Below are 22,354 nucleotides of genomic sequence, written 5' to 3'. Positions count from 1 at the left end.
TCCCTCCCCGGCCCATGAAGGACCGGGGAACTCGGTAAAGATCAGTCCGCCGCCGCCGTGGTCGGCTTGGCGGTGGTATTGCTGCCCTCGGCGCGCGTCCGGCGGATTTCTTCGCGGACATTGTGGCCCAGCGCATCGGCGACCAGCGCGCCCTGCTCGGCGGTGTGGCGCTTCATCAGGCCGGTGGCGGGCGATGCCGCCGCCGCACGACCCGCATAGCGCGCCCGCTTCACCGACGCCCCGGCCTCGGCCAGCGCTTCCTCGATCAGCGGCTCGACGAAGAACCAGTAACCGTTGTTCTTCGGCTCTTCCTGCGCCCAGACCACGTCCTGCAGGTTGGGCATGCGCGCGATCCGCTTGGCGAGCGCGTCGCTCGGGAACGGATAGAGCTGCTCGACGCGCACGATCTGGGTCGTGGTGTCGCCCGCCGCATCGCGTGCCTCGATCAGGTCATAGGCGACCTTGCCGGTGCACAGGACCAGCCGCGTCGTCGCCTCGTCGGCGGCGCCGTTGGTGTCCGACAGCAGGCGGCGGAAGTGGCTCTCGCCCTGGAATTCCTCGGCCTTCGACACCGCCAGCTTGTGACGCAGCAGCGACTTCGGCGTGAAGACGATCAGCGGCTTGCGGAAGTTACGGTGCATCTGGCGGCGCAGCAGGTGGAAATAGTTGGCCGGGGTGGTGCAGTTCGCAACCTGGATATTGTCGTTGGCGCAGCTCTGGAGGAAGCGCTCGGGACGCGCCGACGAGTGCTCCGGCCCCTGGCCTTCATAACCATGCGGCAGCAGCATCACGAGGCCGTTGGCGCGCAGCCACTTGGACTCGCCGCTCGTGATGAACTGGTCGATCATGATCTGCGCGCCGTTGACGAAGTCGCCGAACTGCGCCTCCCACAGCACCAAAGTCTTCGGATCGGCGAGCGCATAGCCATATTCGAAGCCCAGCACGCCATACTCGGACAGCGGGCTGTCCAACACCTCGAAGCTACCATGCTCGACGGTCTTCAGCGGCACGTACTTGTGCTCGTCCGTCTGGTCGACCCAGACGGCGTGACGCTGTGAGAAGGTGCCGCGACCCGAATCCTGGCCCGACAGGCGGACGCCGTAACCTTCCGACAGCAGCGAGCCGAAGGCCAGCGCCTCGCCGGTCGCCCAGTCGAAATTCTCGCCGGTCGCGAACATCTGCCGCTTGGCGTCGAGCACGCGGTTCAGCGTCTTGTGGACCTGCAAGCCTTCCGGGATCGTGGTCAGCGTGCGGCCGATCGCGTCGAACAGCTTCTTGTCGAGGCCGGTCTCCACGTTGCGACGACCCTGATCGGTTTCCTTCGGTGCCGACAGGCCCGACCAGCGACCGGCGAACCAGTCGGCCTTGTTGGGCTTGTAACTCTGGCCCGCCTCGAACTCGCCTTCGCAGCGCGTGGTATACTGCTTGATATTCTCGTCGACCCAGGCCTGGTCCACGACACCCTCGGCGACTAGGCGCTTCGAGTAGATCTCGCTGACACCGGGGTGCGAGCGGATCTTGTTGTACATCAGCGGCTGGGTGAAGCCCGGCTCGTCGCCTTCGTTATGACCGAAGCGGCGATAGCACCACATGTCGATCACGATGTCGCGGTGGAACTTTTGGCGGAACTCGATCGCCATCTTGGTGGCGAAGGTCACCGCCTCGGGATCGTCGCCATTGACGTGGAAGACCGGCGCCTGAACGCCCTTGGCCACATCCGACGGATAGGGCGAGGAGCGCGCAAACTGCGGGCTGGTGGTGAAGCCCACCTGATTGTTGATGATGAAGTGGACGCAGCCACCCGTGTTGTAGCCACGGATGCCCGAGAAGCCGAGGCACTCCCACACGATGCCCTGGCCCGCAAAGGCGGCGTCGCCATGGATCAGCACCGGAACGGAAGCCGAGTGATCGGTCAGGTCGTCCGCAATCGTCTGGATCGCGCGGGTCTTGCCCAGCACGACCGGGTTCACCGCCTCAAGGTGCGAGGGGTTGGCGACCAGCGACATATGGACCTTGTGGCCATCAAACTCACGGTCGGTCGAGGTGCCGAGGTGATACTTCACGTCGCCCGATCCGCCAATGTCATCGGGGTTGGCCGAACCACCGGCGAATTCGTGGAAGATCACGCGCAGCGGCTTGGCCATGACATTAGCCAGCACGTTCAGACGGCCGCGATGCGCCATGCCGAACACGATCTCGCGCACGCCCATCTGGCCACCGTATTTGATGACCGATTCCAGCGCGGGGATCATCGACTCGCCGCCGTCCAAGCCGAAGCGCTTGGTGCCGACATATTTCTTGCCGAGGAACTTTTCCCACTGCTCGGCCTCGATGACCTTGTTCAGGATCGCCTTCTTGCCATCGACGGTGAAGTCGATCGCCTTGTCCTGGCCTTCCATCCGGTCCTGGAGGAAGCGGCGCTCCTCCACGTCCGCGATGTGCATATATTCCAGGCCGATATTGCCGCAGTAATTCTTGCGCAGCGTGTCGACCAGTTCGCGAACGGTCGCCCATTCGAAGCCCATCGTGCCGCCGAGATACACCTTGCGGTCGAGGTCGGCGTCGGTGAAGCCGTGATATTCGGTCTTCAGGTCCTCGGGAAGTTCACGCAGGCCCGACAGGCCCAGCGGGTCGAGGTTCGCCGCAAGATGGCCGCGCACCCGGTAGGTGCGGATCAGCATCTGCGCGCGGATCGCGTCGCCCGCCGCCTTGACGATGTCGGCGGTCGAGGGGGCCGCGCCCGCAGCGGCCGCCGGAGCGGGCTTGCCGCCCCCCTTGCCATCACGGCCGGGCTTGGGGGCCGGTTCCATCTGGGTCGGGTCGAGGCCCGCCGTCAGATCGTCGGTCGAGGTCAGCGGCCAGCGCTTGTTCTGCCAGCTGGGGGCGCCCACGCCCTGCTCCAGACCGTCGAAAAAGGTCCGCCAGCCCGCATCGACCGACGACGAGTCGGCCTGATACTTGGCATAGAGCGTTTCGATGAAAGCGGGGCTGACGCCCGCCGCGATTTCGCTGAATTCCTGGCCTTCGTAGCCCATGAGACGCTTCCTCGACCGCCCGTCTTCTTCATGATCGCCACCCCGGCACATCCGCCTGGGGTCCGCAGCCGCGAGCGGCCCGCCTGCCGCCACGGACCCCGGCGGGTGTGCCGGGGTGACGCGATACGCCTTACTTGTTCAGCACCGACAACAGGGTCGAGCCGAGCTCCGACGGGCTGGCCGCGACCTTGATCCCGGCCGCTTCCATCGCCGCGATCTTGTCCTCGGCGCCGCCCTGGCCGCCCGACACGATCGCACCGGCATGGCCCATGCGACGGCCCGGAGGCGCGGTGCGGCCCGCGATGAAGCCGGCCATCGGCTTCGAACGGCCGCGCTTGGCTTCGTCACGCAGGAACTGCGCGGCTTCTTCTTCGGCCGAGCCGCCGATCTCGCCGATCATGATGATCGACTGGGTTTCGTCGTCGGCCAGGAACAGTTCCAGCACGTCGATGAAGTTGGTGCCGTTGACGGGATCGCCACCGATGCCGACCGCGGTCGTCTGACCCAGGCCAGCGTTCGAAGTCTGGAACACCGCCTCATAGGTCAGGGTTCCCGAACGCGACACGACGCCGACCGAGCCCTTCTTGAAGATCGAACCCGGCATGATGCCGATCTTGCACTCGCCCGGCGTCAGCACGCCCGGGCAGTTCGGACCGATCAGGCGCGACTTCGAACCCGACAGGGCGCGCTTCACCTTGACCATGTCGAGGACCGGAATGCCTTCCGTGATCGCGACGATCAGCGGAATTTCCGCGTCGATGGCTTCCAGGATCGAGTCGGCCGCGAAGGGCGGCGGCACGTAGATGACCGACGCATCGGCGCCCGTCTTCGACTTGGCTTCGGCGACGGTGTTGAAGACCGGCAGGCCGATATGCTCGGTGCCGCCCTTGCCCGGCGTGACGCCGCCGACCATCTGCGTGCCGTACGCCAGCGCCTGCTGGGTGTGGAACGTGCCGGTTTCACCCGTCATGCCCTGGGTGATGACCTTGGTGTTCTTGTTGACGAGGATGCTCATCTGCTTTTCGTCCTTACCGCCCCGGCGCAGGCCGGGGCCCAGTTGCGATACGGTTATGGCAGTGCGATGCGATCATACAGGTCATCCCAATCGGGATTCACCCCTTCGATCTCTCGCAGCTTCCAAAGCCGCTTCCAATTCTTCGTTCGCAGTTCGCGTTGCCGCGCTGCTTCCCAGCTATCATGCACCTCGTACCATACGAGCCGATGACAGCGGTTATCCCGCGTGAACCCAGCCACCACGTCGTTGCGATGTTCCCACACGCGCCGCGGCAAATTTGTCGTCGAACCGAGATAGATCGTTCCGTTCCGACCGCTGGCCATGATGTAGACGAAGGCTTGCGCTTCGATCACCCTGGCCAACCCAACTGGGCCCCGGCCTTCGCCGGGGCGGTGTTATTCCTTCAATAGATTACGCCAGGCTCTCGTCGATGCCCTTGCAGGCGACGAGCAGTTCCTTGACCGCGTCGACCGAGACCTGAAGATTCGCCTTCGCCTCATCCGACAGCTTGACCTCGACGACCTTCTCGACGCCGCCGGCGCCGATCACGACAGGCACGCCGACGTACAGATTGTCGATGCCATACTCACCCGAAAGGTGGGCAGCGGCGGGCAGGATGCGCTTCTGGTCGTACAGATACGCCTCGGCCATCGCGATGCCGCTGGTGGCGGGCGCATAATAGGCCGAGCCCGTCTTGAGCAGCGCAACGATCTCGCCGCCGCCGCCGCGCGTACGCTTGACGATCTCTTCGACCTTTTCCTTGGTCGAGAAGCCCATCTCGATCAGGTCGCTGACCGGGATGCCGCTGACGGTCGAATATTCCAGGACCGGGACCATGGTGTCGCCGTGGCCGCCGAGCACGAAGGTGTTCACGTCCTTCACCGACACGCCGAACTCCTCGGCGAGGAAGTGCGAGAAGCGCGCCGAGTCGAGCACGCCCGCCATGCCGACGACCTTGTTCGCCGGGAGACCCGAGAATTCGCGCAGCGCCCAGACCATCGCGTCGAGCGGGTTGGTGATGCAGATCACGAAGGCGTCGGGCGCGTTGTCGCGGATGCCCTCGCCGACCGCCTTCATCACCTTCAGGTTGATGCCGAGCAGGTCGTCGCGGCTCATGCCGGGCTTGCGCGCGACACCGGCGGTGACGATGATGACATCGGCGCCCGCAATGTCGGCGTAATCGTTAGAGCCCTTGATGTTCGCGTCGAAGCCTTCGACCGGGCCGCACTGCGACAGGTCGAGCGCCTTGCCCTGGGGCACGCCTTCGACGACGTCGAACAGGACGATGTCGCCCAGCCCCTTGAGCGCGGCGAGGTGCGCCAGCGTGCCGCCGATATTGCCGGCGCCGATCAGCGCGATCTTCTTGCGAGCCATTCCAATCCTACTCCGTAGTGGACGTGCGTGATTGGTCACGCGGCCTACGCCCATATGGGCGTCGGGGCAACCGATAATCCACAGAGTTTAAGATTTTAAACGATAATGGTTCGCAAGTGCATTAGGCTGTCACAATCCCGTCATCGGAGCCATGACCTTGGGCCAGATACTCCTCGGATCGCATCTCTTCGAGGCGGCTGATCGTGCGTTCAAACTCGAACCGCCCGTCCCCCGTTTCATAGAGTTCGGCAGGCTGGGCATCGGCTGCGGCGAGCAGCTTGACCTTGTGTTCATACAGCGCGTCGATCAGCTGGACGAAGCGCGCCGCCTCGTTGCGATTCTCCGGCCCCAGCTTGGGGATGCCCACCAGGATGACGGTGTGGAAACGCCGCGCCACCGCCAGATAGTCCGCCGCCCCCCGCGCCTCGCCGCACAGCCGCTTGAACGAGAAGACCGCGACGCCCTTCAGCGCCTTGGGGACATGCAGCACGCGCCCACCGACCTTCAGATCCTCCGAGGGCACATGCGCGGCATCCTCGACCGGATAGTCGGTCAGGCGGAAGAACGCCGCCGAGAGCGTTATCGTCGCCTTCGGCCCATTAGGTACCAGCCAGGTGTCCAGCCGCCCCAGCCGGTCGCGCCGGTAATCGGTCGGCCCGTTGAGCGCCAGCACGTCCAGCCGCGCCTCGATCAGCGCGATGAAGGGCAGGAAATGCTCGCGGTTGAGACCGTTCTTGTAGAGGTCCTTGGGCGGACGATTGGAGGTGGTGACGATCGTCACCCCCGCCTCGATCAGCGCGGTGAACAGCCGAGAGAGGATCATCGCGTCGGGGCTGTTGGTCACCATCATCTCGTCGAACGCCAGCAGCCGGACTTCCTCGGCCAGCGCGGCGGCGACGGGGGCGATCGGGTCGCCTGCCTGCTTGGCCCGCTCGGTGGCGATACGGGCATGGACCTCCAGCATGAACTCGGCAAAATGGACCCGGCGCTTGGCCTCGACCGCCACATGGTCGAAGAACAGGTCCATCAGCATCGACTTGCCGCGCCCGACATCGCCCCAGAGATACACGCCCTTGGGCGCGGGGGCGCTTTTACCCGTCAGGCGGGCGAAGAAGCCGGACTTGCGCGGGGTTTCGAGCTCGGTGGAGAGTTGTTCGAGTCGGGCGGCGGCGGCGGCCTGTTCGGGATCGGGGCGGAGCTCTTCGGCGGAGACCAGGCGGCGATAGGCGTTGAGGATGTCGGGCATATTAGGGGCGATGTCTGCCTCTGGTCCGGATGCGTCAACCCCCTCCGCCCTCACCCTTCCCACCCGCTCCGCCGGCGGGCCCCTTCCCTCTCCCGACGGGAGAGGGAGGGAGGCGCGTTAGCGCCGGAAGGGTGAGGGTATCCGGCGATTCCCACCGGCCACGAAAAAAGGGGGCCGTTTCCGACCCCCTTTCGATTTCCGTCGAACCAACCGGATCAGATGATCCGCTCGGCCTCCATCTTCTTGATTTCCGCGATCGCCTTGGCCGGGTTCAGGCCCTTGGGGCAGACATTCGCGCAGTTCATGATCGTGTGGCAGCGATAGAGGCGGAAGGGGTCTTCCAGCTCGTCCAGACGCTCGCCGGTCATCTCGTCGCGGCTGTCGGCCAGCCAGCGATAGGCCTGGAGCAGAATCGCCGGGCCGAGGAACTTGTCCGAATTCCACCAATAGCTGGGGCACGAGGTCGAGCAGCAGGCGCACAGGATGCACTCGTACAGACCGTCCAGCTTGGCGCGGTCGTCGGGCGACTGGAGCCGCTCCTTGCCCGAGGGGGCAGGCGACACGGTCTGGAGCCACGGCTTGATCGACGCGTACTGCGCGTAGAAATGGGTGAAGTCGGGGACCAGGTCCTTGACCACGTCCATGTGCGGCAGCGGGGTGATCTGGACGGTGCCCTTCACATCCTCGATCGCGGTGGTGCAGGCCAGGCCGTTGCGCCCGTCGATGTTCATCGCGCACGATCCGCAAATACCCTCGCGGCACGAACGGCGGAAGGTCAGCGAGCTGTCCTGCTCGGCCTTCATCTTGATCAGCGCGTCGAGCACCATCGGGCCGCATTCGTCCAGATCGATCTCGAACGTGTCGTAACGCGGATTCTGGCCCGAGTCGGGATCGTAGCGATAGACCTTGAACTTTTTCAGACGGCCGCCGGTGGTCGCCTTATGCGTTTCGCCCTTCTTGATGACGCTGTTCTTCGGCAGGGCAAATTCGGCCATGGTCACAAACCCGCTGGATAGGCCGACAGGCATGTCGGCAAAGGATCGCCCCCGCCGATACATGACAGGGGCGCTTGTCGCAAATGTCTTGACCGATTTAGGCGCTGCTTCAGATCACATCAAGAACGAGGCCCAGCTCGCGCGCCTCCTCGGCGTCGATATACCAGTTGCTGCGGGCCTTTTCCTGAAGCGTCTCGAAGGTCACCTTCGATCCGTTGACGATCGCGCGGAAGCCCTCCTCCTGGATCAGCACCGACTGCTCGATCTCGTGCAGCTTGGCCTTCAGCACCACGGGCAAGTTGGTGAGCGGGCCGGACAGGTCGATGCTGCCGCTCATCTGCCGCTCGTGCAGCATCAAACGGGTCCCGCGCGTCAGGAAACGATGCTCGACCGGAAAGGCCGACATCAGGGTCGCGCCCGCCGAATAGACCGCGACCTTGCCCAGGAACAGCGTGTCGCGGCCCGTATAGTCGCGGAGCAGCCGGATCGAGTCGCCCATCGCCCGCGCCATTTCCGGATCGCCGCCCAGCGTGGTGATCGACACCACCAGCGGGCCATCGGTGGGCGCAGCATCGAGCTGGTCCTTGAAGCCGGCATACATCACCTCGTCCACCGTGCCGTAAAGCTGGATGTGCGGGCGGGCGAGCAGCGGATAGTTTACCGCATTGTTGGGCTGGTCATGCATGGTGCAGCGAACCGGGAGCGGGGGCGAAGGTTCCGCGTCGTCAGTTCGGGCGTGGGCTTCGACTTCGCTCAGGCTGAACAGAGTTTGGTATCCAGCCCTTGCCCCCTCTGCTCAAATCCCACTCCCCACAGCCGTTCAGGCTGAGCCCTTCGGCTGGCTGGCAAGCCAGCCGCTCAGGATAAACTTCGGCGCTTTGCGCCGAAGTCGAAGCCCAAGGGAATCCCTACTTGGTCTTCGCCCGAGCATAGGCCTGCGTCCCGCGCGTCACCACGTCATCCCCGTCCACGATCTCGGCCACCGGAATATCCGGCAACGCCTTGATCTCCGTATAGAGCGGGGCGAAATCCGTCTCCAGCGTGGTGCGCAGCAGTTCCTCGTAACTCGGGATCACGAAATAATTCTGCTGGAAATCGTCGATCCGATACTCGGTGCGCATCACGCGGGCGAGGTCGAAGCCGATCCGGTTGGGGCTCTGGTCCTCCAGCGCGAAGCGGCTTTCCGAATAGCTCGACACGATGCCTGCGCCATAGATGCGCAGGTCCCCGTCCTCACGCACCAGCCCGAACTCGACCGTGTACCAATAAAGCCGCCCGAGATATTTCAGCGCATCCATCCCCAACGCGCGCTGCCCGCCGCGCCCATAGGCCGCGAGGTAATCGGCGAAGACCGGGTCGGCCAGCATCGGCACATGGCCGAACACGTCGTGAAAGACGTCGGGCTCCTGAAGATAATCGAGCTGGTCGGGCCGCCGGATGAAGTTGCCCGCGACAAAGCGGCGATTGGCCATATGATCGAAGAACACATCGTCGGGCACCAGCCCCGGCACCGCCACCACCTGCCACCCGGTCAGCGTCATCAGCCGTTCGGACAGTTCCTCGAAATCGGGAATGCCCGGCCGCGACAGCTTGAGCACGTCGAGACCGCGCAGATACGCCTCCGACGCGCGGCCGGGGAGTAGTTTGGATTGGCGCGCGAACAGCGTATCCCAGGTCGCATGATCCTCCGCCGTATAATGCTCCCATCCTTGCGGGATGGTCCAGTCGGCCCCTGCTCCTTCAGGCGGGGCGGCAAGAACATGGGTATCCTGAGCCATAAGCGGAGCCTATCATGAGGATGGTGACAAATGAAACCATATCGTGGCGACGGGTGGGCCGGGTTGCAAGGGGGGCGCTGGCAGCCATGGCGCTGCTCCTGGCCTGCTATGTCGCGGCAGGCCTGACCCTGGGGGCGATCCCTCGCCAGACCATCGCGGCTCCTGCCGCCGGGCCGGATGCGATCACCATCTTCGTCGAATCGAGCGCGATCCACACCGCGATCATCGTGCCCAAACAGGCGGCGGGGGTGGACTGGCGCGATTGGGCGCGGCCGCAGGATCTGCGCGACCCGCGCTATGCGGGCTTTCCCTATCTTGCCATCGGCTGGGGTGAGGCTGGCTTCTTTCGCGAAACGCCGCATTGGCGCGATGTTCGGCCGGGGACGATCCTGCGCGCTGCGCTGGGCAGCGCGCGGACGCTGATCCATGTCGACCATCTGCCGCTCCCCCGTGCCAATGGCGACGATGTGCGGATGATCCGCCTGTCGCCCGAGGCGTATCGCCGCATGGTCGCGTTCATCCAGGCAAGCTGGCGGAGGGATGGCGCACATTATCCCGGCTATGACCTGTACGATGCCTTTTACGAGGCGAAGGGGCGGTACAGCGCGGCTCATACCTGCAACAGTTGGACCGGTGACGCACTGGCGGCGGCGGGGGTGCGGATGGGGTGGTGGACGCCCTTTCCCTGGACGGTGATGCATTGGCTGTGATCCCGCCCCCGTCCAAGGCGCTCTGGGCTGCCGAACTGCCGCGTGCCCTATGGATGGGCGCGACCTGGTGGCGGCACCGCGCGGAACTGGCCGCCGCGCCGCATGGCGACGGGCGGACGGTGATGCTGCTGCCCGGCCTGGGCAATGACGATCTGTCGAACATCGTGCTTCGGCGCTATCTCGCCGCCAAGGGCTACCGCGTCCATGGCTGGGGACTGGGCCGCAATCTGGGCGTGCGCAGCATCGGACGGGACGCCGGGCGGCTGATCGCGCGGCTCGAGTCGCTGGCCGATAACGGCCCGGTCACGTTGATCGGCGTCAGCCTGGGCGGGATCATCGCGCGGATGGCGGCGCAGGCTCGGCCCGATCTGGTCGCGGGCGTCGTCACCATCGCCTCGCCCTATATGGGTCCGGCGCGGGCAACCAATGTCTGGCGCGCCTTCGAGCTTCTGACGGGCGAGCGGGTCGACGATCCGGCGGTCATCGCGCGGGGCGCGGTGATCGCTGGGCCGCTCCCCTGCCCTGCGGCGGCGATCTGGAGCCGGAGCGACGGGCTGGTCGCCGGCCGAATCTGTCGCGACGACACGATCCCGGCGGTCGAGGTCCGCTCCAGCCATTTATGGGTGCAACACCGGCCGCAGGTGCTGGCGGCGGTGGCGACCCTCCTGGCGGGATGGCCGCGCGTCAGCGATCAGTAACCGGCGCGATAGCCGTCATAGCCCTGCTGACTGGGTTGGCCCTGCTGACCTTGCTGGCACTGCTCGGGGTGCTTGCGACACTGTTTCTCGTAATCGCGCCGCTCGCGGCCTTCGCGCGCTTCCTGCTTGCGCATCTTGCGACCGTAATTGCGGTCGGCCTCGTCCTGGCTGGTCGTCGTCCAGTCGACCACCTGCCCGGCCGCCTGGAACGGTGCCTTCACGACGCTGGCAACCGTCTTCACACAGCCTCCGGTCGCCAACGGCAGGGTCAGAACGGCGAGTTTCAGGACGAGGTTACGCATGATCACGGGGTCTTTCAGCGGGCGCGCACGACGGCGTTGCGCGTTTCTACCCCGATTTGCGGGAAATCGGTGAAGAATCCGTCGATGCCCTGGCCCAGCGCGGCGCGAATTTCGCCCGCGACATCGCCATGTGTCTTGGGGTCGGTGCCTTGACGGAAGGTGGGCCGCACGAAAACATTCTCGGCACGGTACGTCCAGGGATGCACGCGAAGCCCCGCGCCATGGGCATCCGCCACTAGCGTCGTCGGGGCATCACCCTTCCACAGCATCGCCTTGTCGGGCCCGATCCCCCAAGCATAGGTGGCGACCTGGCTCAGCCCCTCGGGCGTCATCATCTCGGCATAGCTGGGCGCGGCGCCATCCGCCGGACCGCCCTCGCCCGCGACCAGCTGGATCAGGCGGATGCCGGTCATCGTCTTGAGATGCTTCAGGTTCTTCACCTCGAACGACTGGATGAAGACGGGCGCATCGGCAGTCTTCCACCCCGCCTTGTCGAGCGCGGCGACCAGCGGCGCGTCGGTGCCCTTGCCGATCGAGGCGAAATAGGTCGGATGCTTGGTCTCGGGATAGATGGCGATGGTCCGCCCCAACTCCTTCGACCGCTGCTTGGCGAGCGCGATGATCTCTTCCAGGGTAGGGATCTGGAATTGCCCGTCATAAGCCGTCGAGCGGAATTGCGGCAGGCGTTCGCGGGCACGCAGCGTCTTCAATTCGGCCAGCGTGAAATCCTCGGTAAACCAGCCGGTTTCGCTCTGCCCATCGATCGTCTTCGTCGTCTTGCGATCGGCGAATTCGGGGTGCGCCGCGACATCGGTCGTCCCCGAAATCTCGTTTTCATGCCGCGCGACGAGGTGACCGTCCTTGGTCGGCACCAGATCGGGCTCGATCACGTCCGCACCTTCCCGGATCGCCAGGTCATAGGCGGCCAGCGTATGCTCAGGCCGCTCCCCGCTGGCCCCGCGATGCGCGATGACGATGGGAGACGAGAGCGGTTTCGACCAATCGGCGGACATGGCCTCAGACTGCCCCAAGACCAAGGCGGCGGCAATGAGAGTGGTTCGCAAAGGGAAACGCAGGGAAATCATGGCGTTTGTTCATCCAACTGTAATCCCAAGGGGATGGCGCGATGCATTTCACAATCAATGGTCAATCGCATGACATCGAGGTCGATGTCCGCACCTCGCTGCTCGATCTATGTCGCGAACATTTGGGGCTGACGGGTTCCAAGAAAGGTTGCGATCATGGCCAATGCGGCGCCTGCACGATGCTGGTCGACGGGCGGCGGATCAATAGCTGCCTGACGCTGGCGGTGATGCATCAGGATGACGAGATTACCACGATTGAGGGTCTGGGCCAGCCGGGCAACCTCCACCCCCTGCAGGATGCGTTCGTGCGGCATGACGGGTTCCAGTGCGGCTATTGCACGCCGGGCCAAATCTGTTCGGCGGTCGGCATGCTCGACGAGGTGAAGAAGGGCTGGCCCAGCCATGTCACCGAAGATCTGGGCCATGCCGAACTGACCGTGGAAGAAATCTCCGAGCGGATGAGCGGCAATCTGTGCCGCTGCGCCGCCTATCCCAATATCGTCGACGCGATTCGCGAAGTCGCCGGGCAAGGTGACCGCGACCCCAATGAGGAAGTCGGCCAGGAGGTCGCGGCATGAAGCTGTTCGACTACGCCCGCGCCGACTCGATCGGCACCGCCACCCGCGACGGCGCGGTGCCGGGTGCGCGCTTCATCGCCGGGGGGACCAATTTGCTCGACCTGATGAAATTGCAGGTCGAGACGCCCGACACGCTGATCGACATCAGCCGCCTCGCCCTGACCGAGATCGAGGAACGCGAGGATGGCGGCCTGACCATCGGCGCGCTGGTGCCCAATAGCGACCTCGCCGCCGACCCCCGCGTGATCGAACGCTATCCGGTCTTGTCGCGCGCGCTGCTGGCAGGTGCGTCGGGTCAGTTGCGCAACAAGGCATCGACCGGGGGCAATCTGCTCCAGCGGACCCGCTGCTATTATTTCTACGACCCCGCCACCCCGTGCAACAAGCGCGATCCGGGCAGCGGCTGTTCGGCGATCGGCGGCGAGAACCGTATCCTCGCGATCCTCGGCACCTCGGACCAGTGCATCGCGACCCACCCCAGCGACATGGCGGTCGCGATGCGCGCGCTGGAGGCCGTCATCATCACGCGAAAGCCAGACGGCGATCGCCGCCGCATCGCGATCGGCGAATTCTATCGCCTGCCGGGCACCACGCCCGAGATCGAGAATGTCCTGGAGCCGGGTGAACTCATCACCCATGTCGAACTGCCTCCCGCCCCCGAGGGTAAGCAGACCTATCGCAAGGTGCGCGACCGAGCTTCCTACGCCTTTGCGCTGGTCTCGGTCGCCGGTATCGTGGCGGTCGAGGGCGGCAGGATCGCCTCTGCGCGTCTGGCCTTCGGCGGTCTTGGCCCGATGCCGTGGCGGAACGAGGCGGTCGAGGCCGCGCTGGTCGGACAGGAGCCCACCGACGCCGCCTTCCACGCCGCCGCCGATGCGCTGCTGGCCGACGCGCGGGGCTATGGCTCGAACGACTTCAAGATTCCGCTGACGCGCCGCACTTTGGTCGCGACGCTCAGTGAACTGACGCAGGAGGGCTGATCCCATGTTCGGATTCGGCAAGGACGACACGCATTCGCTGACCATGAATCAGCCGCATCCCGACAGCCTGCTCGATACGGGCGTGCAGGGGGTGATCTCCAAACCGTTGGATCGGGTGGACGGGCCGAAAAAGGTGACGGGAACCGCCACCTATGCCGCGGAATATGCCATCGAGAATATCGCGCACGGCGTGCTGGTCAGCGCCACCAAGGGCTATGCCAAGGTCAAGTCGATCGACACCGAAGCGGTGAAGGCCATCCCCGGCGTGATCGACGTCATCACCGACTATGCCAGCTTCATCCGCAACCCGCAGCAGGGCGGCGAGACCGAGGCCCCGACGCAGGGCGTACGCACGGTCGACTATTTCGGCGAGATCATCGCCATCGTCATCGCCGAAAGCTTCGAGGTCGCGCGTGATGCCGCCAAGCGGCTGAAGGTCGACTATGAGCCGCTGGGCGACGGTGCGTTCGACTATGAGGCGAACAAGGACAAGGCCGAACCCGCCCCCGATGGCCTGATCAAGGGCCATTACGACCAGGGCGATTTCGACAAGGCGTTCGAGAATGCCGCGGTCAAGATCGACGTCACCTATACCACCCCCAGCCAGAATTCGGCGGCGATGGAGCCCCATGCCTCGATCGCTGCGTGGGAAGAGGGTGCACTGACGCTGTACGGCGCGTACCAGATGCCGACCTCCGACGCACAGCAACTCGCCAAGGCATTGGGCGTGTCGCAGTCCAAGGTGCGGATCATCTCGCGCTATATCGGCGGCGGCTTCGGGTCGAAGCTGGGCATCGCGCCCGAAAGCGTCGCCGCCGCCATCGCCGCCAAGCGGCTGAACCGCCCGGTCAAGGCGGTGATGCTGCGCCAGCAGGTGTTCGACGCCACCGTCCGCCGCTCCAACACCGAACAGCGGATGCGGCTGGGCGCCGAGGCGGGCGGCCGGATCGTCGCGCTGGGACATGAGGCGATCACCTCCAACCTGCCCGACGAGGATTTCTTCGAGCCCGTCGGGATCGGCACGCACTTCCTCTATGCAGGCGAGAATCGGCGGATCAACCATGACGTGGTGCGGCTGAACTGGCTGCTCTCCGGCTCGATGCGCGCGCCGGGCGAGGCGGTGGGCATGGTCGGCATGGAATGCGCCATGGACGAACTGGCCGAAAAGATCGGCATCGACCCGATCGATCTTCGCAAGATCAACGATCCCGAACAGGACCCCGAACTCAAGGTCCCCTATTCCTCGCGCAACCTGACCCGTTCGCTGGAAGAGGGCGCGAAGCATTTCGGCTGGGACCAGCGTCAGGCGGCGGGTCAGCGACGCGAGGGCGACTGGCTGATCGGCATGGGCGTGGCGTCCGCCTGCCGCTCCAATCAGTTGCAGCAGTCCGCCGCCAAGGTCGAATTGCATCCCGATGGTAGCGCGACGGTCTCGTCGGCGATGACCGACATCGGCACGGGCAGCTACACCATCATGGCGCAGATCGCCGCCGAAATCCTCGGCCTGCCGGTCGAGCGCGTGACGATGGCGCTGGGCGATACCAACGATCCCCCTGCCGCCGGGTCGGGCGGATCCTGGGGCGCGGCTTCCGCCGGGTCGGCGGTCTATCTCGCCGCCGAGCGGGTGCGCGAGAAACTGGCCAAGGCGATGGGCGTGAAGGCCGATGATCTCACGCTCAAGGACGGCATGGCGATCGGAGACAATCGCTCGGTCCCGCTGAGCGAACTGGTCGGCAAGGACGGCCTGTCCGCGATTGGCGAGATCAAGCCGGGGCAGCAGGAAAAGCAGTTCCAGCAGGCCAGCTATGGCGCGCATTTCGCCGAGGTCGGCGTCAACGTCGTCACGGGCGAAGTGCGCGTGCGGCGGATGCTGGGCGTGTTTGCGGCGGGGCGCGTGCTCAACGCCAAGACCGCGCGCTCGCAATGCCTGGGCGGCATGACCTTCGGCATCGGCACCGCGCTGACCGAGGAACTCATCCACGACCCGCGCACCGGCAAGCTGGTCAACCATGACCTCGCTGAATATCATGTGCCGGTGAACGCCGACGTGCCCCAGTTGGAGGTGCATTTCCTCGACGAGCGGGACATCCATGCCAACCCGATCCACGCCAAGGGGATTGGCGAGCTGGGCATTTCCGGCGCGGCGCCGGCGGTGGTCAACGCCATCTACAACGCCACGGGCGTCCGGGTGCGCGAGATGCCGGTGACGCTCGACAAGCTGCTCGATCATCTCCCGGCGCTTTGATGAGCGACCATGACAGTGTCCTCGCCGCCGCTAGGGAATGGCGGGGCGAGCCGATGGCGATCGCGACGGTGGTGTCGACCTGGGGGTCGGCACCGCGTCCGCGTGGCAGCCATATGCTGGTCCATGCCGATGGCCGGTTCGAGGGATCGGTGTCGGGTGGCTGCGTCGAGAACGATATCCTCCACACCGCCGCGGAGGTGATCGCGGGCGCCCCGTTTCAGGTGAAGCGCTACGGCGTGGCGGATGCCTCCGCCTGGGAAGTCGGACTGCCCTGCGGCGGCGAGATCGCGGTGATGGTCCAGCCGGTATCGGCGGACGGCTTCGACCCCGAATTGTTCGACCGGATCGCCGAAGCCCGCGAGCAGGGCCGGGCGCTGACCGTCACCACCGACTTGGCCACTGGTCATTCCGACCTTCGCCCGGTCGAGACGGGCGAAGTCTTCGCCAACCGTTACGACCCGCCGCGCCGCTTGCTGATCGTCGGGGCGGTGCAGATCGCGCAGAGCCTGGCCCAGCTCGCCCAGACTTTGGGTATTCAGACGGTGGTGATCGACCCGCGTGCGCGCTTCCTGACCGAAGAGCGCTTCCCCGCCGTCACGCTCGACGATCGCTGGCCCGATGAGGCGGTGGCGGCCTATGCGCCCGGCCCGGCAACCGCCGTCGTGACGCTGAGCCACGATACCAAGATCGACGATCCCGCGCTGGTCGCCGCGCTCGCCACCGATACTGCCTATGTCGGTGCGCTGGGCAGTCGGCGCAGCCATGCGGCGCGGCGGGAGCGTCTGGCGGCGATGGGCGTTTCCCCTGAGGCGATCGACCGGATCGATGGCCCGGTCGGCCTGGACATCGGCGCGATCGGCCCGTCCGAGATCGCTCTGTCGATCGCGGCGGCGATGATAGGAGCCTTTCATGATCGACGCTGAAGATGTGGTCCTGGTCCTGCTGGCGGCGGGACAGTCGAGCCGCTTCGGGATGGAGAACAAGCTGGAGGCCGAATTCCTCGGCAAGCCGGTGGGTTTCCACGTCACCACCGCGCTGGAGAGCATCCCCTTCGCCGATCGCATCGTCGTCACCGACGGATGCCAGCTCGACTTCGCCTCGCGCGGCTACCGCGTGATCCACAATGACGACATCGCCAAAGGCATGTCCTTCTCGCTGCATCTGGGCGTGAAGGAGGCGATCAAGTCCGGCCCCAAGGCGATCCTGATCGCACTGGCCGATATGCCGCGCGTGACGGCGGCGCATATCTATCGCCTGTTGGACGCCTTTGACGGACCCAACGCGGTCGTAGTGTCGAGCAATGGCGAGCATCCCACCCCGCCCGGCGTCTTCGGATCGGGCCAGTTCGAGGCGCTGCTCAAACTGGAAGGCGATGAGGGCGGCCGAAAGCTGGTCGCGGGCGGGCGGCATGTCGTCACCGCGCCGGCCGAGCTGATCGACATCGACACGCCCGATGATCTGGAACGGCTACGCCAACTGGTCCACGCGCCCGAGCGGATCACTCGTGCCGTAGAGCATCGATCGGATTGAGCGCCGCCGCGCGTCGTGCGGGGAAATAGCCGAACACCACCCCGATCACCGCCGAAATCGCAAAGGCGATGACGTTGATCTGCGGATCGAAGGTCCACGGCACCTGCATCAACGGCACCAGCGCGGCGATGATTGCCTGCGCCAGGATCAGGCCGATGATCCCGCCCAGGCAGGACAGCACCACCGCCTCGACCAGGAACTGCATCAGCACCTCGCGCGCGACCGCGCCGATGGCCAGGCGAATGCCGATCTCGCGCGTCCGCTCGGTCACCGACACCAGCATGATGTTCATGATGCCGATGCCGCCGACCACCAGGCTGATCGCCGCCACCGCCGCGACGATCCGGGTCAGCATCGTCGTCGTGCTGGTCAGCGTGTCGCTGATCTGCTTGGTGTCGAAAATGTTGAAATCATCTTCCTTGCCGCCGGTAATGTTGCGCCGTTCGCGCAGCAGGTCGGTTAGCGAGGCCTGTACCGCGTTCGTCTGATAAGTTTGATCGATGCCGACCAGCATCAGGCGGATATCGCGGCTGCCGGTGAAGCGGCGCTGCACTGCCTTGATCGGCATGAGCACCACATCGTCCTGGTCGCCGAACCCGCCCTGCCCGCGCGTCGTCAGCACGCCGACCACATCGCAACTGATCGCCCCGATGCGGAAGCGCTTGCCGACCGCCTCGGTGCTGGGGAACAGGTTCTTGCGGACGGTATTGCCGATGATGCACACCGCCTTGCCCGACGCTTCCTCCGCCGGAGTCCAGAGCCGCCCCGATGCCAGCGGCCAGGGCTGCACCGTGAAATAGGCGAGCGTCGTGCCGGTCACCGTGGTCGACCAGTTCGCGCCTTCATAGATCGCGGTCGCGGTCGTCTGGGCCTGGGGCGCGACCGCCGTCACGCCCGCGATCTGGTCGGCGATCGCCTCGACATCCTCGGGCTTGAAGTCGGGCGGACGCGGGCCGCCGCCGCCGCGCCCGAAGCCCTGGCCGGGCCGGACCTGAAGGATGTTGGTGCCCAGCGACGATATGGACTGCTGCACCGCCGCCGTGGTCGCCTTGCCCAGTGTCACCATGGTCACGACCGCGCCGACGCCGATGATGATGCCCAGCGTCGTCAGGAACGACCGCAGCATATGCCGCCGGATCGATCGGATCGCGAGAAGAAGCGTGGTGCCGAACATCAGTGCATATCCGTCGCGGGCGCATCCGGCTCCGGCATGGTGCCCGGCCGGTGCTGTGCCTCTATCCGATCGACCAGCCCGTCCTTGAAATGGATGACGGTGCGCGCGAACGCCGCCATGTCGGGTTCGTGCGTGACCATCAGCACGGTGATGCCGCTGTCCCGGTTGAGCCCGGTCAGCAACTCCATGATCTCCACCGAGCGTTCGGAATCGAGATTGCCGGTCGGCTCGTCGGCCAGCAGCACGTCGGGGCTGGTGACGATGGCGCGCGCGATCGCCACGCGCTGCTGCTGCCCGCCCGACAGTTCGGCGGGGGTATGGTCCCACCATTGGTCGAGCCCGACCTTCTCCAGCGCCGCCATGCCCATCTCGCGCCGCGTCTTCTTGTCCTCGCCGCGATAGAGCAGCGGCAGCTCGACATTCTCCAGCGCAGTGGTGCGCGACAGAAGGTTGAACCCCTGGAACACGAAGCCCAGATAGCGCCGCCGCAGCATCGCGCGCTGGTCGCGGTCCAGCGTCTCGACATGATGGCCGCGGAACAGGAAATTGCCGCCGCTCGGGACGTCGAGACAGCCCAGAATGTTCATCGTGGTCGACTTGCCCGACCCCGAAGGCCCCATCACCGCGACGAAATCGCCGCCCGCAATGTCCAGATCGACGCCCTTCAGCGCCTGGAACTGGGTCGCGCCACTGCCATAGGTCTTGGTGACGCCGCGAAGCTGGATCAGGGGCGCGTCAGCCACCACCGCCGCCCCCGCGCTGCCCCTGACGACGCTGGCCGCCCGCCGCCGGCGCGCTCTGGCCCGCCGCAAGCTGGCCGGTGATGACCTGCATCCCCGGCTTCAGGCCGCCCGACAGGACTTCGGTCATCGATCCGTTGGTGTCGCCGGTGACGATCTGCACCGGCTGCGGCTTGCCGTCCGTACCCTGGACATAGACGGTCTGGGTCGCGCCGCGCTGGACGGTGGCGGTACGGGCCGCCCGGTCGCGGCGCGGACGGAAGGTCAGCGAGCCCGCAATGCCGCCGCCACCCTGGCTCGCCCCATCGGACGGCTGGAAGCGCAGCGCGGCATTGGGGATCAGCATGACGCCGCGCTTGTCCGAGGTCACGATATCGGCCGTCGCGGTCATGCCGGGGCGGAGTTGCAGGTCGGGATTGGCGACGGTCAGGTCGGCGGCATAGCTAACCACCTGTCCCGTGGTCGACGTGCTGCTGGCGGTCGAGGAGGTGGACGAGGTCGCCGCGCTGACCGTCAGGTTCGATCCCAGATCGACGCGGGTGATCGTCGCCGGGAAGGTCCGGCCCGGAAAGGCGTCGACGGTGAAATTGGCCTTTTGCCCGACCTTCACCTCGCCGACATCGGCCTCGTCGATCGCGACCTCCAGTTTCATCTGGGTCAGGTCTTCGGCGATGACAAACAGGGTCGGGGTGTTGAACGACGCCGCGACGGTCTGGCCCGGATCGACCTGCCGCGCCAGCACCACGCCCGACACGGGCGAGCGGATGATCGCACGCTGGCGCTGAGTCTGCGACTGGGCGAGCTGCGCGCGCGCGGCGGCGACATTGGCTTCCGCGACGCGGAGCGCGGCGACCGCCCGCTGGGCATCGGCGCGCCCGGCCTGAAGTTCGGTGCCGGAGGGCACTCGGCCGTTGGACAGCTTGTAAACTTCCTCCAGCCGCCGCAGCTGCGCCTGCGATTCGGCCACGGTCGCGCGCGCCTGCGCCACCTGCGCCTGGTTGGCGGACAGCGTCGCCTGCGCCGCCCGGATCTGGTCGTCAATCTGTTCGGGATCGATCAGCGCCAGCGCCTCGCCCGCCTTCACCCGGTCGTTCACATCCACCACGACCTTCGTCACCAGACCCGACAGCTGCGAGCCGACCGTCACCTGGTTGGTCGGGGCGAGTTTGCCGGTGGCCGAGACGGTCACGGTCAGGTTGCCGCGCGAGACGGGGGCGGTGGCATAGCCCGCCTGGTCCGACCCGCCGAAACAGCTTTTGAGCAGCAGCGCGAGCAGCAAAACGCCGAGGATCACGACGCCCCATTGCACCCATTTGCGCCAGCGCGGTTGCGGCTTCACGCCCAGGAAATCGTCGAGAGTCTGATCGGCCATCAGCGGTTGTCCGGGGTTTGCGTCGCGCGCGGCGGCGCTTCGGGGGTGGTGCTGTCGTCCCATCCGCCGCCCAGCGCGGCAAACAGCGCGACCTGCGCGGTGGCGGCGTCCGAGCGCGCCTGGACCAGCCCGTTCTGGGCGCTCAGCAACGACGCCTCCTGCTGCGACAGGGTGGTGAAATCGGTCAGGCCCGTGCGATACTGGCTGCGCGCCAGGATCGCCGAGTTACGCGCCGCGTCGAGCTGGATCGCGAACAGCCGCTCCCGCTCGCGCGCGGTGTTGAGCGCGACGATGGCGTTCTCGACATCCTCCAGCGCCAGCAGGACGGTGCCCTGATAGGCGGCATAGCTCTGATCGGCGAGCGCCTGGGCGTTGCGGACCTGGCTCCGCAGCCGGCCGCCGTTGAAGATCGCCTGGGTCAGCCCGGCGAACAGGCTGCCGGTGATCGCATCGCCGAGCGAGCCGATGCTGGTCGCCGCAGCGTTGATATTCCCGGAGATCGCGAGCGCGGGGTAGAGCGCCGCCTGCGCCACGCCGATCCGCGCCGTGGCGGCGGCCAGGTTGCGCTCGGCCGCGCGGACATCGGGGCGGCGCCGCAATATGTCGGCCGGGATGCCGACGCCGATCACTGCCGGTCCGCTGGGGATCGGTCGCGCCGCCTCCAGCCGCGCCTTGAGCGCACCGGGCGCCTGCGCGGTCAGCACGCCCAGGCGCGAGACGGCGGTATTATATTGCTGCTCCAGCGTCGGGATGGTGGCGGCGGTCTGCGCCCGCTGTCCCCGCGCCTGCTCGGCGTCGAGCGAGGAGACCAGTCCCGCCCGCACCCGGAAGCCCGCAATCTCCAGATTGTCGTCCTGCAACGCCAGGCTGGCCCGCGCATTGGCAAGCTGCGCCTGATAGGCCCGCGCGAGCATATAGTTGCGCGCCAGCTCGCTCTCGACGGTCAGCAGCGTCGCGGCATAGGTGAACCCCGCGCCCTCATAGGTCGCGCGCGTCGCCTCCACGGTGCGGCGCAATTCGCCGAACAGGCCGACCTGATAGCTGGCGGACAGGCCGACAGTGAAGCTGTTGCTGCCGCCCCCGCCGGTATCGACCACCGTGCCGTCGGGCAGGGTGAAGCTGCGCCCGCCGCCGCGCAGATTCTCGTTGCGCTGATAGCCGGTCGAACCGGACACGGTCGGCAGCAGCGAGGCGCGGCTCTGGATCAGGCTTTCGCGCGCCTGCCGCACTCGGGCGATGGCTTGCACGACATCCGTATTGGCGACCACCGCCTGCTCGACCAGTTCGGCCAGCAACGGGTCGTTGAACGACCGCCACCACCGGCCAAGCTCCTGTGCCTGCGCGTTAGCTGCGGGTACCGACCAATTGGCGGGCACCCCCAGCTCTTGGGGAGCAGCGGGACGGTAATCGGGGCCGACCGTACAACCAGACAAGGCGGCTGTGGCCAGGAGAAGGACGCGGGTGCGAGGCTTCATGGCGGCGAACCTGCCCCGCCGT

The 22,354-nt window shown here is 66.1% G+C and carries 21 protein-coding genes; 7 read left to right on the top strand and 14 right to left on the bottom strand.

All coding sequences use genetic code 11. The annotated features are described in order from the left end of the window. Window positions 1–41 precede the first annotated feature (41 nt). From ACWPWT_RS07905 to phhA, 8 genes are all read right to left on the bottom strand, one after another. Complete coding sequence (locus ACWPWT_RS07905; protein WP_454279234.1) at window positions 42–3,035, bottom strand: 2-oxoglutarate dehydrogenase E1 component; 2,994 nt, start codon at window positions 3,033–3,035, stop codon at window positions 42–44. Window positions 3,036–3,165: 130 nt separating this feature from the next. Beyond that, complete coding sequence (gene sucD, locus ACWPWT_RS07900) at window positions 3,166–4,050, bottom strand: succinate--CoA ligase subunit alpha (protein ID WP_042484035.1); 885 nt, start codon at window positions 4,048–4,050, stop codon at window positions 3,166–3,168. 53 nt (window positions 4,051–4,103) lie between these two features. Beyond that, window positions 4,104–4,403 carry a GIY-YIG nuclease family protein gene (locus ACWPWT_RS07895; RefSeq protein ID WP_454279233.1) on the bottom strand — a complete coding sequence of 100 codons (300 nt, stop codon included), beginning with the start codon at window positions 4,401–4,403 and terminating at the stop codon, window positions 4,104–4,106. A gap of 58 nt (window positions 4,404–4,461) precedes the next feature. Further along, window positions 4,462–5,424 carry a malate dehydrogenase gene (gene mdh / locus ACWPWT_RS07890; RefSeq protein WP_261268936.1) on the bottom strand — a complete coding sequence of 321 codons (963 nt, stop codon included), beginning with the start codon at window positions 5,422–5,424 and terminating at the stop codon, window positions 4,462–4,464. A 121-nt stretch (window positions 5,425–5,545) separates the two neighbouring features. Then, a complete protein-coding gene (gene zapE / locus ACWPWT_RS07885) occupies window positions 5,546–6,670 on the bottom strand; it encodes a cell division protein ZapE (RefSeq protein ID WP_454279232.1) in 1,125 nt (374 codons plus the stop codon). A gap of 215 nt (window positions 6,671–6,885) precedes the next feature. Next, window positions 6,886–7,665, bottom strand: coding sequence for a succinate dehydrogenase iron-sulfur subunit (locus ACWPWT_RS07880; RefSeq protein WP_261268934.1), 780 nt, complete (start codon window positions 7,663–7,665; stop codon window positions 6,886–6,888). 109 nt (window positions 7,666–7,774) lie between these two features. Then, on the bottom strand, window positions 7,775–8,350 hold the full coding sequence (locus tag ACWPWT_RS07875) for a ClpP family protease (RefSeq protein ID WP_454279231.1): 576 nt from the start codon (window positions 8,348–8,350) through the stop codon (window positions 7,775–7,777). A 223-nt stretch (window positions 8,351–8,573) separates the two neighbouring features. Next, the gene (gene phhA, locus ACWPWT_RS07870) at window positions 8,574–9,443 is read right to left on the bottom strand and encodes a phenylalanine 4-monooxygenase (RefSeq protein WP_454279230.1); all 870 of its coding nucleotides are present in this window, start codon (window positions 9,441–9,443) and stop codon (window positions 8,574–8,576) included. 86 nt (window positions 9,444–9,529) lie between these two features. On the opposite strand from phhA, the gene ACWPWT_RS07865 reads away from it, so the two are divergent. Both ACWPWT_RS07865 and ACWPWT_RS07860 read left to right on the top strand, forming a co-directional pair. Continuing rightward, complete coding sequence (locus ACWPWT_RS07865) at window positions 9,530–10,153, top strand: TIGR02117 family protein (protein ID WP_454279229.1); 624 nt, start codon at window positions 9,530–9,532, stop codon at window positions 10,151–10,153. Further along, on the top strand, window positions 10,114–10,851 hold the full coding sequence (locus tag ACWPWT_RS07860; RefSeq protein WP_454279228.1) for an esterase/lipase family protein: 738 nt from the start codon (window positions 10,114–10,116) through the stop codon (window positions 10,849–10,851). The genes ACWPWT_RS07865 and ACWPWT_RS07860 overlap by 40 nt, the downstream gene beginning before the upstream one ends. Here ACWPWT_RS07860 and ACWPWT_RS07855 read toward each other — a convergent pair. Together ACWPWT_RS07855 and ACWPWT_RS07850 are read right to left on the bottom strand one after the other, a co-directional pair. After that, window positions 10,845–11,153: a hypothetical protein gene (locus tag ACWPWT_RS07855; RefSeq protein WP_261268929.1), complete on the bottom strand. Its 309-nt coding sequence runs from the start codon at window positions 11,151–11,153 to the stop codon at window positions 10,845–10,847. The genes ACWPWT_RS07860 and ACWPWT_RS07855 overlap by 7 nt on opposite strands. A gap of 14 nt (window positions 11,154–11,167) precedes the next feature. After that, window positions 11,168–12,166 carry a glycerophosphodiester phosphodiesterase gene (locus tag ACWPWT_RS07850; protein ID WP_454279227.1) on the bottom strand — a complete coding sequence of 333 codons (999 nt, stop codon included), beginning with the start codon at window positions 12,164–12,166 and terminating at the stop codon, window positions 11,168–11,170. 113 nt (window positions 12,167–12,279) lie between these two features. On the opposite strand from ACWPWT_RS07850, the gene ACWPWT_RS07845 reads away from it, so the two are divergent. From ACWPWT_RS07845 to ACWPWT_RS07825, 5 genes are read left to right on the top strand one after another with little or no spacing between them, the layout of a single operon-like run. Next, window positions 12,280–12,816 (top strand): 2Fe-2S iron-sulfur cluster-binding protein, encoded by a 537-nt coding sequence (locus ACWPWT_RS07845; protein ID WP_454279226.1) that lies wholly within the window; start codon window positions 12,280–12,282, stop codon window positions 12,814–12,816. Then, window positions 12,813–13,796, top strand: a complete 984-nt coding sequence (locus ACWPWT_RS07840) for an FAD binding domain-containing protein (RefSeq protein WP_454279225.1) — start codon at window positions 12,813–12,815, stop codon at window positions 13,794–13,796. Before ACWPWT_RS07845 ends, ACWPWT_RS07840 begins: the two co-directional genes overlap by 4 nt. 4 nt (window positions 13,797–13,800) lie before the next feature. Next, window positions 13,801–16,041, top strand: a complete 2,241-nt coding sequence (locus tag ACWPWT_RS07835) for a xanthine dehydrogenase family protein molybdopterin-binding subunit (protein ID WP_454279224.1) — start codon at window positions 13,801–13,803, stop codon at window positions 16,039–16,041. After that, complete coding sequence (locus ACWPWT_RS07830) at window positions 16,041–16,964, top strand: XdhC family protein (protein WP_454279223.1); 924 nt, start codon at window positions 16,041–16,043, stop codon at window positions 16,962–16,964. Before ACWPWT_RS07835 ends, ACWPWT_RS07830 begins: the two co-directional genes overlap by 1 nt. After that, window positions 16,951–17,571: a nucleotidyltransferase family protein gene (locus tag ACWPWT_RS07825; protein WP_454279222.1), complete on the top strand. Its 621-nt coding sequence runs from the start codon at window positions 16,951–16,953 to the stop codon at window positions 17,569–17,571. The genes ACWPWT_RS07830 and ACWPWT_RS07825 overlap by 14 nt, the downstream gene beginning before the upstream one ends. Here ACWPWT_RS07825 and ACWPWT_RS07820 read toward each other — a convergent pair. Genes ACWPWT_RS07820 through ACWPWT_RS07805 form a run of 4 tightly spaced genes read right to left on the bottom strand, consistent with a single transcriptional unit; the run spans window position 17,540 to window position 22,332 of the window. Then, window positions 17,540–18,745 carry an ABC transporter permease gene (locus ACWPWT_RS07820; protein ID WP_454279221.1) on the bottom strand — a complete coding sequence of 402 codons (1,206 nt, stop codon included), beginning with the start codon at window positions 18,743–18,745 and terminating at the stop codon, window positions 17,540–17,542. The genes ACWPWT_RS07825 and ACWPWT_RS07820 overlap by 32 nt on opposite strands. Continuing rightward, a complete protein-coding gene (locus tag ACWPWT_RS07815) occupies window positions 18,745–19,488 on the bottom strand; it encodes an ABC transporter ATP-binding protein (RefSeq protein WP_454279220.1) in 744 nt (247 codons plus the stop codon). The genes ACWPWT_RS07820 and ACWPWT_RS07815 overlap by 1 nt, the downstream gene beginning before the upstream one ends. Next, a complete protein-coding gene (locus ACWPWT_RS07810) occupies window positions 19,481–20,857 on the bottom strand; it encodes an efflux RND transporter periplasmic adaptor subunit (RefSeq protein WP_454279219.1) in 1,377 nt (458 codons plus the stop codon). Before ACWPWT_RS07810 ends, ACWPWT_RS07815 begins: the two co-directional genes overlap by 8 nt. Continuing rightward, window positions 20,857–22,332: an efflux transporter outer membrane subunit gene (locus ACWPWT_RS07805; RefSeq protein WP_454279218.1), complete on the bottom strand. Its 1,476-nt coding sequence runs from the start codon at window positions 22,330–22,332 to the stop codon at window positions 20,857–20,859. Before ACWPWT_RS07805 ends, ACWPWT_RS07810 begins: the two co-directional genes overlap by 1 nt. Window positions 22,333–22,354 lie beyond the last annotated feature (22 nt).

Source organism: Sphingomonas sp. Marseille-Q8236 (assembly GCF_965112005.1).
Note: the sequence above shows the minus strand (reverse complement) of the source record. Positions and strands in the feature narration are given on the sequence as shown.